The following is a 16,494-nucleotide window of genomic DNA, read 5'->3' as shown; positions in this document are numbered from 1 at the left end:
GTGGACGCGCCCCCGCCTTCGTCATGCGGGCCGGCGGGCGAAGGCGAGCAGGTGCGCGCTGGCGTCGATGAGGTGCGGGTCCCGTTCGACGATCCGGGCGGCGCGCAGCGCGGATTCGGCCAGGTGTGGGTACTCGGCGATGCCCGCGGCGTCGAGGGCGGGCCACGCGGGGCCTTCGACCCCGAAGACGGTGGTGTCCGCGAAGCCGGCCGCGGCGACTTCGTCGTCCAGTTCGGTCGCCGTGTGCCAGTGGGTGCGGACGAACCCGGCGTGCCCGTCGTAAGCCCCGGTTTCGATGACCTCGCGGACCGGGTCGGCCCGGTCCGCGCTCAACGTGCCGGCCGCGCCGGCTTCGAGGAGCGAGAGGTACCGGCTGATGCCCGCGGCCGCGAGCAGGCCGCCCGGGCGCAGCACCCGGCGGGCTTCGGCGAGAGCCCGGGTCCGGTCGGCCGCTTCGACGAGGTGGTAGAGCGGGCCGAGCAGCAGGACGACGTCGTAGGAGGCGTCGGCCGCGTCCAGGCCGCGCGCGTCGCCGACCGAGGCCGTGACGCCGGGCACCGCGGCTGCCCGGTCGACGTGGGCCGGGACGACGTCGACGAGGTGGACGGGATGCCCTTCGGCGGCCAGCCAGGCCGCGTGGACGCCGGTGCCGCCGCCGACGTCGAGAACGCGTTCGTGGCCGCGCAAGTGGCGGCGGAGCAGCTCCTGGGTGCGCAGGTACTCGAGGCGGCCGTGCGGGGTGCGGGCGAGCCGGTCGTCTTCGGCGGGGCCGGTGGCGTAGTGCGTCGCGAGGTCCATGCTTCAGGGTCCCGGGCCGGACAACCGGATTTCAGGACGTCGCCGGTGAGGCCCGGAAGTTCTGGTCGGCGAAGGCCAGCAGGTACGGCAGCGTCGCCCGGGCGGTGTGCCACGTGTGGTTGAAGCCGCGTTCGGCGTGGACGACCGCTTCCTGGCCGCGGGCGTGGAGGGCGTCGGCGATCCGGTGGGCCGTCGTGACGTCGGTCGGCGCACCGGTGCCGACCGCGAGCATCACCGAGATCGGCGCGGAAAAGGTCATCCCCGGCAGGTAGCGGCGCGGGGTGTTGGCGGCGATGGCGGCTCGGTTTCCGTCGAGGACGCCGACCGAGTCGTTGAGGTCGTCGTAGGGGAGGGCGATCAGCAGGGTGCCGAACTCGTCGACGTGGTGGAGGCCGATGTTGAGCGCCCCGAAGCCGCCGCCGGACATGCCGCCCAGCGCCCGGTGCCCGCGGTCGGCGATGGTGCGGTAGCGCTGGTCGATCGCCGGGACCACCGTGCGGGCGAGGTAGGTCTCCAGCTGCGGCCCGCCGGGGACGTCGAGGCACTCCCAGTCCGTGCTGGGCACTCCGGCCGTCAGGTCGACGCTGACCACGATCATCGGCTCGATGACGTTCGCCTGCTGCAGGGCCAACAGCGTGCCGGGCGCGTCACCCGAGGTCAGCCAGTCGCGGGGGCCGCCGAACGGGTAGCCGTGGATCAGGTAGACGACCGGGTACCGCCGCGCCGCGGCGGCGTCGTAGCCCGGCGGCAGGATGACGTAGTTGCTGCCGGACGGGACGCCGTGCGCCGGGTCGGGCAGGTTCACGACGTCGATCCGCTGGCCGGCGGCCGCCTTGCCCGCGCCCGGGTGCGAGACCGCGGAGTCGGACGGCGCTTCGGTGCCGTCGTCGAGCAGGCGGCCGGCGAGGTTGACGACGCCCGTTCCCTTCTGCAGCAGGCGCGCGAGGTCGTCGGACGTGCGGACGTACCCGACGTAGCTGTTCAGGGCAGTGACTGCGGCGAGCAGGAGCAGGACGCCGAAGGCGGTGAAGCCCCAGCGGCGCACCCGGCGCCGGCGCCACAACGCGATGACGGTGGCGAGCACCGCGACGGCGGCCGAGGCGAGGGCCAGCCAGATGAGCGGGGACTCGAACGGGCCGAGGTCCCGGGCTCGCGCGGTGATGTCACCGGGCAGCACCGGGTCGGTGGCGGCCCGGTGGATGCCGCTCGCCAGGCCGTGCCCGCCCATTCGATCCCCGCTCGTCCCCTGGCCGCGGGCAGGATCGCCCGCATCTCGATCAAGACGCTAGCCAGGGGACGCTGTGGGTTCGTTGAGAGAAAGTAAAGAGTCCTTAAAGGCGGTAGATGGTCAGGGCGCTGGGGCGGGACCGGAAGCGGAACCGGTTGCCGAGCGGGCCGACCTCGCCGTCGGTGGCGACCCGACGGTGCCCGTCCAGCAGCTCGACGTCCAGCTCGGGCACGTCGAGCTCCTGGTAGACGTGGCTGGCCGCGAGCGTGCGGGTCACCATCGCCAGCAGGAACCGGGCGCGCGAGTAGGGCAGGTCGGCACGCAGGTAGCGGACGTCGAGCAGACCCGTGTCGAGCGCGGGCCGGCGGCTCGGCGCGAAGCCCTTCGGCGCGTACGTGCCGTTGCCGACGAACAGCAGCCAGACCTGCGTGAGCTTGCCGTTGAGCCGCACGGTCAGCGGCTTGGCGTGCCGCAGCGTCCGGGCGAGCGCGATCGCGGCCGAGGGCCACTTGGGGTGCTTTTCCTGCAGCTTTTCGCGCAGCCGGACCATCTCCGGGTAGCCGCCGAGGCTGGCGGTGTTGACGAACCAGCGGTGCGCGGTGCCGCCGTCGCCCTCCTCGATCTCGACCTCGCCCAGGTCGATGCCGACGGCGTTGCCCAGCTCGGTGGCCGCGTCCGCGTCGGGCATGGAGCGGACGCCGACGTCGCGGGCGAAGTGGTTGAGCGTGCCCGCCGGGATCAGCGCGAGCGGCAGGTCGTGTTCCGCGGCGACCGCGGCGACCGCGGCCACGGTGCCGTCACCGCCCGCGACGCCGAGCGCGCGAACCGTCCCGCGGGCGTCGATCTCCTTTTCGAGCTGGCTGATCAGGTCCTGGTCGGGGTCCGGGTGGAGGATCTCGGCCTTGGGCCAGGCGTGCCGGGCGTCCTCGGTCGGGTCCTGGCCGTCGATCCCGGACTTCGGGTTGACCAGCACGAGCATGTCGTCGCCGTCGACCATCTCGGGCGCGTCCGCGTCGTGGGCGGTGCGGGCCGGGACGTCGTCGTGCAGCGGCCACCAGTGCCGGGTCGCCAGGCCCACACCGACCCCGATGCCCAGGCCGACGCCGACGTCGGAAGGCCAGTGGACGCCGGTGTGGACGCGCGAGTAGGCGACGGCCAGCGCGAGCGGCGCCACGGCGAGCCCGGCGCGCGGCGACTCCATCGCGACCGCCGTCGCGAAGGCCGCCGCCGAGGCGGAGTGGCCGGACGGGAACGACGACGAAGTCGGGCGTTTCCGCAGGCGGCGGTGCACGGGCACCTCCTCCTCGGCCGGGCGGCGACGCGGGAACAGCGGCTTGCCGATCAGGTTGGCCGCGGCGCTGGCCCCGGCGATCGCGACCACCCCGCGCAGCGCGCCTCGCCGGGTGGCGCCCTTCCGGACCGCCAGCGCCGCGGCGACGCCCCACCAGAGCCGGGACTTGTTCGCCGATCTCGACAGCGCCATCAGCGCGTCGTCGGCTTTCGTGGCCGGGAGGGCGGCGCTACGCCGGATGAGGGCGCGGTCGGTGCGCCCGACGCGCCGGAAGGCCTGGATGAGCTGGTGTGTCAAGGAGTCGCCTTCCCCAAGTCGTCAAGAGCAGTGCTCCAATCGTGCCTGAATCGGGGGGATTTCACCGTCTGTGGCATACCGGGGGCGTGTCGACGCCCGAACGGCGCACCGTCGAAGGGGGTCCAGCGCCTACTCTGGTGGCATGCAGCGGCGGATCTTTGGCATCGAGACCGAGTTCGGGGTCACGTGCACCTTCCACGGACAGCGCAGGCTCTCGCCCGACGAGGTGGCGCGCTACCTCTTCCGGCGGGTCGTGTCCTGGGGACGCTCCTCCAACGTGTTCTTGTCGAACGGCTCCCGGCTCTACCTCGACGTCGGCTCGCACCCCGAGTACGCGACGGCCGAGTGCGACGACCTCGTCCAGCTGGTGACGCACGACAAGGCCGGGGAGCGGATCCTCGAGGACCTGCTGGTCGACGCCGAACGTCGGCTCGCCGACGAGGGCATCGGCGGCGACATCTTCCTGTTCAAGAACAACACCGACTCCGCGGGCAACTCCTACGGCTGTCACGAGAACTACCTGGTGACCCGCGCGGGTGAGTTCTCCCGGATCGCCGACGTGCTGCTGCCGTTCCTGGTGACCCGGCAGCTCATCTGCGGCGCCGGCAAGGTGCTGCAGACCCCGCGCGGCGCGGTCTACTGCCTCTCCCAGCGTGCGGAACACATCTGGGAGGGCGTCTCCAGCGCGACCACCCGCTCGCGGCCCATCATCAACACCCGCGACGAGCCGCACGCCGACGCCGAGCGCTACCGGCGCCTGCATGTCATCGTGGGCGACTCGAACATGGCCGAGCCGACGACGATGCTCAAGGTCGGCTCGGCGAACCTGGTGCTCGAGATGATCGAGGCGGGCGTCCAGTTCCGCGACTTCACCCTGGACAACCCGATCCGGGCGATCCGCGAGATCAGCCACGACCTCACCGGCCGCCGCCAGGTGCGGCTGGCCGGCGGGCGCGAGGCCTCGGCACTGGACATCCAGCGCGAGTACTACGCGCGCGCCGTCCAGCACATCAAGGACAACGGCTCGACCGCGGCGAACGAGCGCGTCGTCGAGCTGTGGGGCCGGGCCCTGGACGCGGTCGAGCAGCAGAACTTCGGCATGATCGACACCGAGATCGACTGGGCGATCAAGCACCGGCTCGTCGAGCGCTACCGGCACAAGCACGACCTGGACCTCTCCAGCCCGCGCATCGCGCAGCTCGACCTGGCCTACCACGACATCCGCCGCGGCCGGGGCATCTTCGACCTGCTCCAGCGCAAGGGCCTGGTCCGCCGGGTCACCGACGACGGCGAGATCGAGGCCGCCAAGGACACCCCGCCGCAGACGACCCGCGCGAAGCTGCGCGGCGACTTCATCGCCGCCGCCCAGGCCGCCGGGCGCGACTTCACCGTCGACTGGGTGCACCTGAAGCTCAACGACCAGGCGCAGCGCACCGTGCTGTGCAAGGACCCGTTCCGCTCGGTCGACGAGCGCGTGGAGCGCCTGATCAGCTCGCTCTGACCCGTACCGCCGAAGGGGACGTCCGCACCGGGCGTCCCCTTCGGCGTTCCCGACGAAAGTCGCGACGCGGGTGCGGCAGGATCGCCGCATGCGTGTCGTGCTGCTCGTGCTCGCCCTGCTGGTCTCCGTCGCGGCACCGGCTTCGGCGGGGGAGCACCCGCCGAAGTGGGAGCCGGCTCCGACCGGCGTCACCGCCCAGTTCCGCGGCCTGTCCGCCGTCAGCGCCCGCGTCGCGTGGGTCAGCGGCACCCAGGGCACCGTCCTGCGCACCACCGACGCCGGGAGGACCTGGAAGTCCGTCGGCCCGCCCGGAGCGGAGACGCTCGAGCTGCGCGACATCGAGGCCTTCGACGCCGAGCACGCCGTGACGCTCTCGATCGGCCCCGGCACCGACTCGCGCGTCTACCGGACCGACGACGGCGGTGCGCACTGGCGTCAGACCTTCCAGAACACCGACGCCGCCGCCTTCTACGACTGCCTGGCGTTCTTCGACCCGTGGCGCGGGCTCGCGATGAGCGATCCGGTCGACGGCCGCTTCCGCGTGCAGGCCACCTTCGACGGCGGCCGCAGCTGGCGCCAGGTCCCCGACAACGGTTTCCCGCCCGCCCTGCCCGGTGAGGCCGGGTTCGCGGCCAGTGGCCAGTGCATCACCACCGCCGGGCCGTTCGACGCCTGGCTCGCGACCGGCGGCGGTGCCACGGCCCGCGTCCTGCACTCCGGCGACGGCGGCCGCCACTGGACGGCGTCCGGTACGCCGTTGCCGAGCAGCCCGTCCGCCGGCGTGTTCGCCGTCGCCTTCCGGAACCCGGGCCAGGGGATCGCGATCGGCGGCGACTACGCGAACCCGGCGGCGCCCGGCCCGGCCGTCGCACTGACCGGCGACGCGGGCCGGACCTGGCGCACCCCGTCGCAGTACCCGGCGGGGTACCGCTCCGGGGTGGCCTGGCGCGGCGGTGCCGTCCTCGCGGTCGGCCCGGGCGGCAGCGACTACAGCCCGGACGGCGGCCGGCACTGGACGTCGTTCGACAGCGGCAGCTTCGACAGCGTCGACTGCGCCGGCGCGGCCTGCTGGGCCAGCGGCGCGAAGGGCCGCGTGGCCCGCCTGAGCCGCTAGAGCACCTGGCCGACCGGGCGGACCATGATCTCGTTGACGTCGACCGACGGCGGCTGGGAGAGCGCGTAGAGCACGGCGCGCGCGATGTCGTCGGGTTCCAGGTGCGGCTTCTTGCGCTGGTCGTCGTTGAGGATGTCGGTGTCGGTGATGCCGGGGTTGATCAGCGTGACCCGGACGCCGGTACCGACGGCCTCCTCGCGGATCGCGCCGGCCATCCCGGTGACCGCCCACTTCGTCACCGAGTACAGGCTCGCGTTGCGGATGTAGCGGCCGGCGACCGAGCCGGTGATGAGCAGGTGCCCGGACGTCTCCTTCAGCGCGGGCAGGGCGGCGCGGGCGGTGTAGGCGGCGCCGAGGACGTTGGTGCGGACCATCGCCTCCCACTCGGTGGGGTCGGGGTCGTCGGTGCCGAAGAACGAGGTCCCGACGCCGATCCCGGCGTTGGCGAAGGCGGCGTCGAGCCGTCCGAACCGCTCCACGGCCGCCGTCACGGCGCCGGAGATGCCCGGCCAGTCCCCGACGTCGGCGCCGAGCGCGAGCGCCCGGTCTTCGCCGAGCTCGGCGGCCAGCGCCGTGACCGATTCGGCCTTGCGGGCCACGAGAGCCACCTTGAACCCGGAAGCGGCGGCCAGCCGCGCGGTCGCGGCGCCGAGGCCGCGCGAAGCACCGGTGATGAGAAGAACGCGATCATCCATAGGCCCCACGCTAGGGAAGTTTCACGGCGTCAGCACGAGCCGGCCGCGCAACCCGCCCGCGGCCAGCCGTTCGTGGGCGACCGCGGCCTCGGACAAGGGGAGCACATCGGCGACACGCGGGGGCAAGGTGGCGGCCAGCTCGGCGAGCCGTCCGCCGTCCGCGCGGATCCAGACGTGCCTCAGGCGAATCCCGCGCAGGGGGATCGGCGTGGCCCCGGCGGCGAAGGCGACGAACTCACCGCCGCCCCGGACGGCGTCGAGCGCTTCGAGGCCGAGGAGCGCGGTGTCGAGGGCGGCGTCCACCCCACCGGGGACCAGCGCTCGCACCCGTTCGCCGAGCGACGGCCCGCGCGGCACGAACTCGTCGGCGCCGAAGCCCCGGACCAGGACTTCATCGGCCGCGGACGCGACGGCCACCACGCGGAGCCCGCGGGCGTGGGCCAGGGTGACGGCGTACCCGCCGACCGCGCCCGCCGCGCCGGTCACCAGCACCGTTCCGGTGGTCTCCGCCAGATCCAGGGCCTGGGCGGCGGTCAGGGCGTTGAGGGGGAGGGTGGCCGCTTCGACGGCGGAGACGCCGGCGGGTGCGGGGGCGACGGCGGAGGAGTCGAGGACGAGGTACTCGGCGTAGGCGCCGAGGGGGAGGGCGATGCGGTCGCGCAGGCCGATCACGGCGTCGCCCACCCGGAACCCGGAGCCCGCCTCGACCACACCGGCGACGTCCCACCCCAGCCCGAGCACCTCCCGCGGCGGGATCACCCCGGCCTCGGTCAGGATCCCGGCGCGGGTCGCGAGATCCACCGGGTTTACCGCGGCCGCCGCCACCCGGATCCGCACTTGGCCCGGGCCGGGCTCCGGCACCGGTACTTCCACCGTTTCCAGCACCTCGGGACCCCCGAACCGCCGGACCACGATCGCACGCATCGAACACTCCTCGACCGACCGGAAACCTTTCCTCGCGAACCTATGGGGAGCTACTCTCCAGCGGGAAGTACGCACCCGCAGGTTCCCCACGTACCAGGAGGTTCGCCCGGTGCCCACGCGCACGGCGGAACAGCGACGGCAGGCCGAAAAAGCCGCCTACGACGCCTATCTCGCGGCCTGCCCCACCCGGAAGCTCCTCGACGAGATCGCGGGCAAGTGGGTCAGCCTGGTCCTCGTCGCGCTCGGTGACGGCTCGCAGCGCTACAGCGACCTTTCGCGGCGCATCGCCGGGGTCAGCCAGAAGATGCTCACCCAGACCCTGCGGGTGCTCGAACGCGACGGTCTCGTGCGCCGCGAGGTGACCCCGTCGGTGCCCGTCCGCGTCGACTATTCCCTTACGCCGCTGGGGGAAAGCCTCCGCGCGCTGATGGCCGGCTTCAAGGACTGGGCCGAGACGAACTTCGACGCCGTGAGCACCGCCAGGACCGACTACGACGCGCGCACCCCGGACCTCACGATCGGGCCGGGCGGCGCGGGCTAGGCTCTACCGGGTGTCCACCGCACGCGCCGAACGGCTGGTAAACCTGGTGCTGGCCCTCCTGTCCACCCGGCAGTACCTCACTGCCGAGCGGATCCGCGGCATCGTGCCCGGATACGGCGACGCGGCCAGCGACGACGCCTACTTCCGGATGTTCGAGCGGGACAAGACCGAGCTGCGCGAGCTCGGCATCCCGCTGGAGACCGGCCGCAACTCCGCCTTCGACGCCATCGAGGGCTACCGCATCGCCCGCCGCGACTACGAGCTCGGCGAGATCGACCTCGCCCCCGACGAAGCCGCCGCCGTCGCGCTCGCGTCCCGGCTGTGGGACTCCCCGGAGCTGACCGGGCAGGCGCAGGGCGCGCTGGTCAAGCTGCGCGCCGCCGGTCTCGAGGTCGACGACCAGGCGCCCACCGTCGTCGAGCCGCGCGTGCGCGCCGAACCGGCGTTCGGGCCGCTGCTCGCCGCGGTGCAGAACGGCCAGGCCGTCCGCTTCGAGTACCGCCGCAGCGGCTCGCCGGAACGCATCATGCGCACCCTGGAGCCGTGGGGCGTGGTGTCGTGGAAGGCTCGCTGGTACGTCGTCGGGCACGACCGCGACCGCGGCGCCACCCGCTGCTTCCGCCTCTCCCGCGTCACCGGCCAGGTGCGGCCGGTCGGCAAGCCCGGCGCGGTGCAGCGCCCGGACGGCGTCAACCTGCTCAAGCTGGTGTCGGTCACGAGTGACGCCGAACCGGCGCCGGTGACCACCGCGCGGCTGTGGGTCGCCGACGGCCGCGCCGCCGGGGTCCGCCGCCGCGGCACCGTCATCGGCCGGTGCGCGATCGACGGCGAAGAGGGCGACCTCGTCGAGATCGGGCTCTACTTCCCGGAGTCGGCGGCCGACTGGATCACCGCGCAGGGCCCCGACGTCGTCGTGCTCGAACCCGACGTGCTGGCCAAGACCGTCCAGGACCGGCTCGAAGCCGTCGTGGCCCGGCAGGGGAGCGGCCGGTGAGCGGGTCGACCGACCGGATGCCGCGGCTGCTCGCCCTGGTGCCGTACCTGCTGGCGCGTCCCGGCGTCCGCGTCGACGACGCGGCCCACGACTTCGACGTCACGCCGAAGCAGCTGCGCAAGGACCTCGAGCTGCTGTGGATGTGCGGGCTGCCCGGCTACGGGCCCGGCGACCTGATCGACCTGTCCTTCGAGGGCGACACCATCGTCGTGACCCACGACGCCGGGATGAACCGGCCGCTGCGGCTCACCGGCGGTGAGGCGACCGCGCTGCTGGTCGCGCTGCGGGCGCTGGCCGAGACGCCGGGCGTGCTCGACGGCGACGCCGTCCGCCGCTCCATCGCCAAGATCGAGTCCGCGGCCGGGCAGGCCCAGCCGGCCGGCGTGGTCGTCGGCGGCGGGGTGCGCGAGGGCAAGAAGACCGCGCGGACCCGCGAGGAGGTCGCCCGGGCGCTGCGGGACGGGCGGGCGCTGCGGATCCGCTACTACACCGCGTCCAAGGACCAGATCACCGAGCGCACGGTCGACCCGATGCGGCTGCTGATCGTCCAGGCGGTCGGCTACCTCGAAGCCTGGTGCCGCCGCGCCGAGGGCGTCCGGCTGTTCCGGCTCGACCGGATCGACGACCTGACGGTCCTCGACGAGCCGTCGCGCCCGCCCGCGCACGCCCACCCCACCGACATTTCCGAAGGTGTCTTCCGCGAGCGTCCCGACCAGCGGGAGGCCGTGCTGGTCCTCGACCAGGACGCACGCTGGGTAGCCGAGTACTACCCGTGCGAGGAGCTCGACGAGCTCGACGGCGGCCGCCTGCGGATCCGGATGCGCTACGCCGACCAGTCCTGGATGGTGCGCCTCGTGCTGGGCTTGGGCGGAGAAGCGCTGGTCGAGAGTCCGGCCGACCTCGCGGCGGACGTCGGACGCCGCGCGGCCGACGCGGTGGCCCGAGCCCGTCACCTTCCGTCAACCTGCGACCACTAGGGTGATCGACGTGCCGTACCTGCCCACCGTCGTGCTCGCCGCGATCGGCCTGCTGCTGCTCGTCGTCCTGCTGGTGCGGACCGCCAAGGTCTTGCGTGGTTTCAAGCAGACCGCAAGCATGGTGGCTACGAACACCCAGGACCGGGCGGGGCTCATCCGCGCCCGGTCGGCCGCGCTGCGCGTCGCCTTCGCGGAGCGCCGCCGGAAACCGGAAAACCAGTAACATCCCTACCAGACGCAGATAGGAGGCCATCTTGTTCGCCAACGGATTGCAAGGATGGCATTTGATCATCTTGGTGCTGCTCGTCGTGCTGCTGTTCGGGGCCAAGCGGCTTCCCGATGCGGCCCGGTCGATCGGCAAGTCCATGAAGATCTTCAAGGCCGAGACCAAGGACCTCGCGGGCGACAAGAGCACCTCGCACGAGGACGCCGAGCCGGTCGAGACGAAGCAGATCCCGGCCACTCCCGCCCCGGCGGCCCCCGCCGCCGCGACCGACCAGCAGGTCGCCGACCTGCAGCGGCAGCTCGACGAGCTGAAGAAGCAGCAGGCCGACCAGCCGCAGAAGAACGCCAGCTGACGGCTGGGCCACACCCGGTCCCTGGTCCACGGAGCGCGCCGGTCCCGGCGCGCTCCGGCGGACTCCGACGAGAACGGAACATCCCGTGGCGGAACCCGCCTCCGGAAACGGCACCAGCCGCCGGTCGAAGCGGCGCAAGCGCAGCCGCCGCAAGAACCCCGACGGCACGATGACGCTCATCGAGCACATCTACGAGTTCCGCCGCCGCCTCGGCTTCGCGTTGCTCGCCGTCGTCATCGGCGGAATCGTCGGCTTCTTCTGGTTCAGCACCAAGGTGGGCCCGATCCCGTCGCTCGGCGAGATCGTCAAGGACCCCTACTGCGCCATCCCGCCGGATCGCCGCCTCAACGGCTACCAGGGCTGCCAGCTGCTGCAGACCGTGCCGTTCGAAGCGTTCATGATCCAGCTCAAGGTCGGCCTGGCCGCCGGCGCCGTGCTGTTCTCGCCGCTCTGGCTGTACCAGGTGTGGGCGTTCATCGCGCCCGGCCTGTACTCGAAGGAGCGCAAGTACGCGCTGACCTTCGTCGGCTTCGCGTCGGTCCTGTTCGCCGGCGGCGCGGTGCTCGCGTACCTGCTCTTCCCGCACGCCCTGCAGCTGCTCATGGGCTTCGGCCAGGAAGAGTTCATCACCGCGCTGACCGCGGACAAGTACATCTCGTTCATGCTGTCGCTGCTGATCATCTTCGGGATCAGCTTCGAGCTCCCCCTGCTCGTGGTGATGCTCAACCGCGTCGGCGTGGTCAAGTACCGGCAGCTGAAGCGGTGGCGCCGCGGCATCGTGTTCGCGCTGTTCGTCTTCGCCGCCTTCGTCACCCCGGGCTCGGACCCGTTCTCGATGCTCGGCCTGGCCGGTGCGCTGACGGTGCTGTTCGAGCTGTCGATCCAGCTCGCGCGCCTGCACGACCGCAAGAAGGACCGCGAACGCTCCGACGAGGGCTGGGACCAGCTCGACGACGACGAAGCCGCACCCTTCAGCTACACGCCGAGCACCATCGACGACGAACCGGCCGCTCCGACCGCGTCCGGCGGCCGCTCGGCGACCGACGACATCACCTAGTGGGGATCCACGCCGCGCTCGCCGTGCACCCGGCTTCGGGGCACGGCGCGGCCGCCCGCATCGCGGACACCGTCGCCGAGCGGCTGCGCGTCGCCGTCGACCGCCTCGACGTGCTGGTCGCCAACTCCGTCGAGGAGTCCCGCGAGCTGATGCGGACCTCCCACGACGCCGGCCTCGACGTCCTGGTCGTCCTCGGCGGCGACGGCGCCGCGCACCAGGGCGTCCAGTTCTGCGCGAACCACGACGTCGCCCTCGGCCTGGTCCCGGCGGGCACCGGCAACGACTTCGCCCGCGCCCTCGGCGTCCCCGGCGAGCCGCTGCCCGCGGTCGACGCGCTGGTGGCGGCCTTGCGCTCGGGCGCCCGGCGCCGCATCGACCTCGGCCGGGCCGGCGAGACGTGGTTCGCGACGGTGCTGTGCGCGGGTTTCGACGCGAGCGTCAACGAACGCGCCAACCGGATGCGCTGGCCGTCCGGCCCCCGCCGCTACGACGTCGCGATCCTCGCCGAGCTGGCGGCGTTCCGCTCCCGGCCGGTAGTGGTCGACACCGGCACCGAACGCCTCGAGCTCGACGCGACCCTGGTGGCCGTCGGCAACACCCGCTTCTACGGCGGTGGCGTCCCGATCTGCCCGACGGCGGACCCCGAGGACGGCGTCTTCGACGTGACGGTGGTGGGCGACGTGACCCGCCGCGGCCTCATCCGCATGCTGCCGGGCCTGCGCACGGGCAAGCACCTCACCCACCCGGCCGTCCGCACACTCCGCGCCCGGTCGGTCTCCCTGACGGGCAACAGCTGGCCGGCCTACGCCGACGGCGAGCCGCAGGGGACCGTGCCGGTGACGGTCAGCTGCGTCCCCGGCGCGCTGACCGTCCTGGCCTAACGCTCGTAGCCGCCGGCCCGCGCCACCAGCTGCCGGAAGTGCTCCGGTGTCAGCAGCCGCCCCGCGTCGGTGAAGTACACCCCGCCGCACCGGTGGCAGAACCAGCCCTGCTCCCACACTTGCTGCGCCGCCGGAACCCCACGTCGCTCGCGCCGGTGGGCTCGCACCCGCCGGACGTACAGCCAGACCACCACGCTCGCGGCGACGTACACGCACAACGCGGGCAACGAGATCACCGCGATCCCCAGCGCCCCACCCGGCGGCGGATCGTCCAGCGACGACAGCGGCAACGCCAGGAAACAGCTCCCGACCAGCACCAGCACGATCACCGCCGCCAGCAAACCGCCACCACGGCGCGGGGGAGGGAAGGGATCCAGCGACCGGGCCACCGCCGACACCGAAACCCCGCTGACCTGGCTGCTCGTGTACACGAACCCGTCCCCGGCGGGCACCGCCACCGCCGGCCCCCGCCCCCGGAAGAACGCGTGCCCGCCCTGGTAGACGGCGGGCACATGCTGCACCTGGTCCAGCTGCCCGCAGCCCGGACACGGATCGATCATGCCCCCTCCGACGCCACCACACCCCCGCCGGTTCCCTGTGTATAACGACCTATACGGCGGCCGACAGGCGTGCACACCGCGGTGCGGCGTGCACGCGAAAAGAAGCACAGACCGCCGACGGTCACGCCGCGTGCGGACTGCCGGGGGGATGTGAAACCCTGACGAGGTGGCCAGTAGCCCTTCTCAGTCCCCGGCCGAGGCCTATGCGGCCTCCGCGCGTCGCGGGAAGTACCCCCAGCTGACGCGCTTCGCCGCGGAAGCGTCCTTCGAGTTCGACGAGTTCCAGATCCGCGGGTGCGAGGCCCTCGAGGGCGGTCACGGCGTGCTCGTGTGCGCGCCGACCGGGGCGGGGAAGACCGTCGTCGGCGAGTTCGCCGTGCACCTGGCGCTGGCCGAAGGCCGCAAGTGCTTCTACACCACGCCGATCAAGGCGCTGTCGAACCAGAAGTACGGCGACCTCGTCGCCCGGTACGGCGCGGACGCCGTCGGCCTGCTGACCGGGGACACCTCGATCAACGGCAACGCGCAGGTGGTCGTGATGACCACCGAGGTGCTGCGCAACATGCTCTACGCCGGGTCCTCGACGATCACCGACCTCGGTTACGTGGTCATGGACGAGGTCCACTACCTGGCCGACCGGTTCCGCGGGGCGGTGTGGGAAGAGGTGATCCTGCACCTGCCCGAGCACGTCCGCGTGGTCGGGCTGTCGGCCACCGTCAGCAACGCCGAGGAGTTCGGCGAGTGGCTGGTCGAGGTCCGCGGTGACACGACCGTCGTCGTCGACGAGCACCGGCCGGTGCCGTTGTGGCAGCACATGCTGGTCGGGAACCGGCTGCTCGACCTGTTCGCCGGCGAGGACGTCCACGCGCCGGGGGCCGAGCTGCGGATCAACCCGACCCTGCTGCGCCGCACCGAGGAGATCGGCCGCCAGTACGCGCCCGCCGGGTTCCACGGGCCGCGCGGGTCCCGGCGGGGCTCGTCGCGGATGCCGCGGTTCCGGCCGCCGTCGAGGGTGGAGGTCGTCGAGCAGCTGGATCGCGCGGGGCTGCTGCCGGCGATCGTGTTCATCTTTTCGCGCGCCGGCTGCGACGCCGCGGTCGCGCAGTGCGTCCGGTCGGGGCTGCGGCTCAACGGGCCGGGCGAGGTCGAGGAGATCCGCCGGATCATCGACGCGCGCACGTCCGAGCTTCCCGAGGGCGACCTGGGCGTGCTCGGGTACTGGGAGTGGCGGGAGGCGCTCGAACGCGGCATCGCGGGGCACCACGCCGGGTTGTTGCCGGCGTTCAAGGAGACGGTCGAGGAGCTGTTCGTCCGGGGCCTGGTGAAGGCGGTATTCGCGACGGAGACCCTCGCGCTCGGGATCAACATGCCGGCTCGCACGGTCGTGCTCGAACGGCTGGTCAAGTACAACGGCGAGGCGCACGTCGACCTGACGCCGGGGGAGTACACCCAGCTGACCGGGCGGGCCGGGCGGCGCGGGATCGACGTCGAGGGTCACGCCGTCGTCGCGTGGCAGCCGGGGGTCGATCCGAAGCAGGTCGCCGGGCTCGCTTCGACGCGGACCTACCCGCTGCGGTCGTCGTTCCGGCCCGGCTACAACATGGCGGTGAACCTGGTCGCCCAGGTCGGTGCGGCGGAGGCGCGTGAGCTGCTGGAACAGTCGTTCGCGCAGTTCCAGGCCGACCGGTCGGTGGTCGGCACGGCGCGGCGGATCGAGCGGAACAAGGAAGCCCTGAAGGGCTACACGGCCGCGGTGACCGGGGACTTCGCGGAGACGCTCGAGTACGTGGAGCTGCGCTCGAAGATTTCGGCGCGGGAGAAGGCGTTGTCGCGGCAGAACACCGCCGTGCGCCGCGCGGGGACGGCCGAGTCGCTGGAGAAGCTCCGCAAGGGCGACGTGATCGCGGTGCCGGCGGGCCGGCGGGCGGGGCTGGCCGTCGTCGTCGACCCGGGGCTCGACCCGATCCGGGAGCCGCGACCGATCGTGGTGACCGAGGACCGGTGGTCGGGGCCGCTGTCGGTGGCCGACTTCCCGGCGCCGGTGGAGGCGCTGGGGCGGATCAAGCTGCCCAAGCACATCGAGCTGCGGTCGCCGAAGACGCGCCGGGACATCGCTTCGACACTGCGCAACGCCGGGATTTCGTTGCCGGGCCGGCAGAAGCAGCGATCCGGGGCGAACGAGGACGGCGAGCTGGCGGCGTTGCGGCGGGCCCTGCGGGCGCACCCGTGCCACGGGCTGGCCGAGCGCGAAGCGAACCTGCGCTGGGTCGAGCGGTACGAGCGGCTGGCGGCGGAGACGCAGCAGCTGGAGCGGAAGGTCGCGGCGACGACCCACTCGCTGGCGCGGGCGTTCGACCGGATCCTGGCGCTGCTCGGTGAGCGCGGCTATCTGGGGCCGGAGTCGGCGGGTGACGGCGAGGACCGCGTCACCGAGCACGGCCGGCGCCTGACCCGGCTCTACAGCGAGTCCGATCTGCTGGCGGCGGAGTGCATCCGGCACGGCGTGTGGCGCGGGCTCGGGCCGGCCGAGCTGGCCGCGGTCGTGTCGACGCTGGTCTTCGAGGCCCGCCGGGACACCGCGGGGGAGCCGCGGCTGCCCGGCGGGGCGGTGCCCGAGGCGTGGCAGGAGACGGTGAAGCTGTGGGTGGACCTCACCGAGGACGAGCGGCGGCACCGGCTCGACCGCACCCGGGAGCCGGACGCGGGGTTCGCGTGGCCGGTCTACCGCTGGGCGCGCGGCGAGTCGCTGGAGAAGGTGCTCACGGCGGCCGAGGCCAACGGCCAGGAGCTGTCGGCGGGTGACTTCGTGCGCTGGTCGCGCCAGGTGATCGACCTGCTCGACCAGATCCGCGACGTGCTCGGCAAGGGCGATCCGGTGGGTGCGGCGGCGGCCGAGGCGCTGAAGGCGCTGCGGCGGGGTGTCGTCGCCGCCGGTGCCGCGTGAACTCCGTGTTAGGCCTGCTCGCCGGTGGGGCGGGAGGTGGGCGTGGCACGTGTGCTCGGCTCCGACCTGTGGTTGGATCGCCTGCAAGACCGTGTGTACGCGGCATTACGGCGG

Annotated in this window: 16 protein-coding genes; 10 read left to right on the top strand and 6 right to left on the bottom strand. The window is 72.8% G+C overall.

Going from position 1 to position 16,494, the window contains the following annotated elements; translation table 11 throughout:
• Positions 1 to 21 precede the first annotated feature (21 nt).
• The 3 genes from AA23TX_RS20520 to AA23TX_RS20510 form a co-directional block, all read right to left on the bottom strand.
• Positions 22 to 798, bottom strand: a complete 777-nt coding sequence (locus AA23TX_RS20520) for a class I SAM-dependent methyltransferase (RefSeq protein WP_155544103.1) — start codon at positions 796 to 798, stop codon at positions 22 to 24.
• Positions 799 to 829: 31 nt separating this feature from the next.
• Positions 830 to 2,026: an alpha/beta hydrolase gene (locus AA23TX_RS20515; protein WP_155544102.1), complete on the bottom strand. Its 1,197-nt coding sequence runs from the start codon at positions 2,024 to 2,026 to the stop codon at positions 830 to 832.
• Positions 2,027 to 2,129: 103 nt separating this feature from the next.
• Complete coding sequence (locus AA23TX_RS20510; protein ID WP_155544101.1) at positions 2,130 to 3,614, bottom strand: bifunctional phosphatase PAP2/diacylglycerol kinase family protein; 1,485 nt, start codon at positions 3,612 to 3,614, stop codon at positions 2,130 to 2,132.
• Between the two features lie 142 nt (positions 3,615 to 3,756).
• On the opposite strand from AA23TX_RS20510, the gene pafA reads away from it, so the two are divergent.
• Together pafA and AA23TX_RS20500 are read left to right on the top strand one after the other, a co-directional pair.
• The gene (gene pafA, locus AA23TX_RS20505; RefSeq protein ID WP_155544100.1) at positions 3,757 to 5,115 is read left to right on the top strand and encodes a Pup--protein ligase; all 1,359 of its coding nucleotides are present in this window, start codon (positions 3,757 to 3,759) and stop codon (positions 5,113 to 5,115) included.
• A gap of 88 nt (positions 5,116 to 5,203) precedes the next feature.
• A complete protein-coding gene (locus AA23TX_RS20500; RefSeq protein ID WP_155544099.1) occupies positions 5,204 to 6,229 on the top strand; it encodes a WD40/YVTN/BNR-like repeat-containing protein in 1,026 nt (341 codons plus the stop codon).
• Here AA23TX_RS20500 and AA23TX_RS20495 read toward each other — a convergent pair.
• Positions 6,226 to 6,924 (bottom strand): SDR family oxidoreductase, encoded by a 699-nt coding sequence (locus tag AA23TX_RS20495; protein WP_155544098.1) that lies wholly within the window; start codon positions 6,922 to 6,924, stop codon positions 6,226 to 6,228. The two genes, AA23TX_RS20500 and AA23TX_RS20495, sit on opposite strands and share 4 nt — an antisense overlap.
• A gap of 21 nt (positions 6,925 to 6,945) precedes the next feature.
• Positions 6,946 to 7,848 (bottom strand): NADP-dependent oxidoreductase, encoded by a 903-nt coding sequence (locus AA23TX_RS20490; protein ID WP_155544097.1) that lies wholly within the window; start codon positions 7,846 to 7,848, stop codon positions 6,946 to 6,948.
• Positions 7,849 to 7,957: 109 nt separating this feature from the next.
• Here AA23TX_RS20490 and AA23TX_RS20485 point away from each other — a divergent pair, with 109 nt between their 5' ends.
• The 7 genes from AA23TX_RS20485 (at position 7,958) to AA23TX_RS20455 (ending at position 12,876) form a co-directional block, all read left to right on the top strand.
• Complete coding sequence (locus AA23TX_RS20485; RefSeq protein WP_155544096.1) at positions 7,958 to 8,389, top strand: winged helix-turn-helix transcriptional regulator; 432 nt, start codon at positions 7,958 to 7,960, stop codon at positions 8,387 to 8,389.
• Between the two features lie 10 nt (positions 8,390 to 8,399).
• Positions 8,400 to 9,383, top strand: coding sequence for a helix-turn-helix transcriptional regulator (locus AA23TX_RS20480; RefSeq protein ID WP_155544095.1), 984 nt, complete (start codon positions 8,400 to 8,402; stop codon positions 9,381 to 9,383).
• Positions 9,380 to 10,360, top strand: coding sequence for a helix-turn-helix transcriptional regulator (locus AA23TX_RS20475; RefSeq protein ID WP_155544094.1), 981 nt, complete (start codon positions 9,380 to 9,382; stop codon positions 10,358 to 10,360). The genes AA23TX_RS20480 and AA23TX_RS20475 overlap by 4 nt, the downstream gene beginning before the upstream one ends.
• Before the next feature lie 10 nt (positions 10,361 to 10,370).
• Positions 10,371 to 10,583, top strand: coding sequence for a bacteriophage holin (locus AA23TX_RS20470; RefSeq protein WP_155544093.1), 213 nt, complete (start codon positions 10,371 to 10,373; stop codon positions 10,581 to 10,583).
• Between the two features lie 61 nt (positions 10,584 to 10,644).
• Complete coding sequence (gene tatA, locus AA23TX_RS20465; protein WP_230862587.1) at positions 10,645 to 10,938, top strand: Sec-independent protein translocase subunit TatA; 294 nt, start codon at positions 10,645 to 10,647, stop codon at positions 10,936 to 10,938.
• An 85-nt stretch (positions 10,939 to 11,023) separates the two neighbouring features.
• A complete protein-coding gene (tatC, locus tag AA23TX_RS20460) occupies positions 11,024 to 11,995 on the top strand; it encodes a twin-arginine translocase subunit TatC (RefSeq protein ID WP_155544091.1) in 972 nt (323 codons plus the stop codon).
• A complete protein-coding gene (locus tag AA23TX_RS20455; RefSeq protein ID WP_155544090.1) occupies positions 11,995 to 12,876 on the top strand; it encodes a diacylglycerol/lipid kinase family protein in 882 nt (293 codons plus the stop codon). Before tatC ends, AA23TX_RS20455 begins: the two co-directional genes overlap by 1 nt.
• Here the strand turns inward: AA23TX_RS20455 and AA23TX_RS20450 are convergent.
• A complete protein-coding gene (locus AA23TX_RS20450; protein ID WP_155544089.1) occupies positions 12,873 to 13,436 on the bottom strand; it encodes a hypothetical protein in 564 nt (187 codons plus the stop codon). The two genes, AA23TX_RS20455 and AA23TX_RS20450, sit on opposite strands and share 4 nt — an antisense overlap.
• 166 nt (positions 13,437 to 13,602) lie before the next feature.
• Here AA23TX_RS20450 and AA23TX_RS20445 point away from each other — a divergent pair, with 166 nt between their 5' ends.
• A complete protein-coding gene (locus AA23TX_RS20445; RefSeq protein ID WP_155544088.1) occupies positions 13,603 to 16,380 on the top strand; it encodes a DEAD/DEAH box helicase in 2,778 nt (925 codons plus the stop codon).
• Positions 16,381 to 16,494 lie beyond the last annotated feature (114 nt).

This window comes from Amycolatopsis camponoti (genome assembly GCF_902497555.1).
GTDB lineage: Bacteria > Actinomycetota > Actinomycetes > Mycobacteriales > Pseudonocardiaceae > Amycolatopsis > Amycolatopsis camponoti.
The sequence above is the reverse complement of the archived record's forward strand: the minus strand, read 5'-3'. Positions and strand labels throughout refer to the sequence as shown.

Coding starts and splice junctions, on each gene's coding strand:
- AA23TX_RS20520 (WP_155544103.1), bottom strand. CDS start 798: ATGGACCTCGCGACGCACTACGCCACCGGCCCCGCCGAAGACGACCGG.
- AA23TX_RS20515 (WP_155544102.1), bottom strand. CDS start 2,026: ATGGGCGGGCACGGCCTGGCGAGCGGCATCCACCGGGCCGCCACCGAC.
- pafA (WP_155544100.1), top strand. CDS start 3,757: ATGCAGCGGCGGATCTTTGGCATCGAGACCGAGTTCGGGGTCACGTGC.
- AA23TX_RS20500 (WP_155544099.1), top strand. CDS start 5,204: ATGCGTGTCGTGCTGCTCGTGCTCGCCCTGCTGGTCTCCGTCGCGGCA.
- AA23TX_RS20495 (WP_155544098.1), bottom strand. CDS start 6,924: ATGGATGATCGCGTTCTTCTCATCACCGGTGCTTCGCGCGGCCTCGGC.
- AA23TX_RS20490 (WP_155544097.1), bottom strand. CDS start 7,848: ATGCGTGCGATCGTGGTCCGGCGGTTCGGGGGTCCCGAGGTGCTGGAA.
- AA23TX_RS20450 (WP_155544089.1), bottom strand. CDS start 13,436: ATGATCGATCCGTGTCCGGGCTGCGGGCAGCTGGACCAGGTGCAGCAT.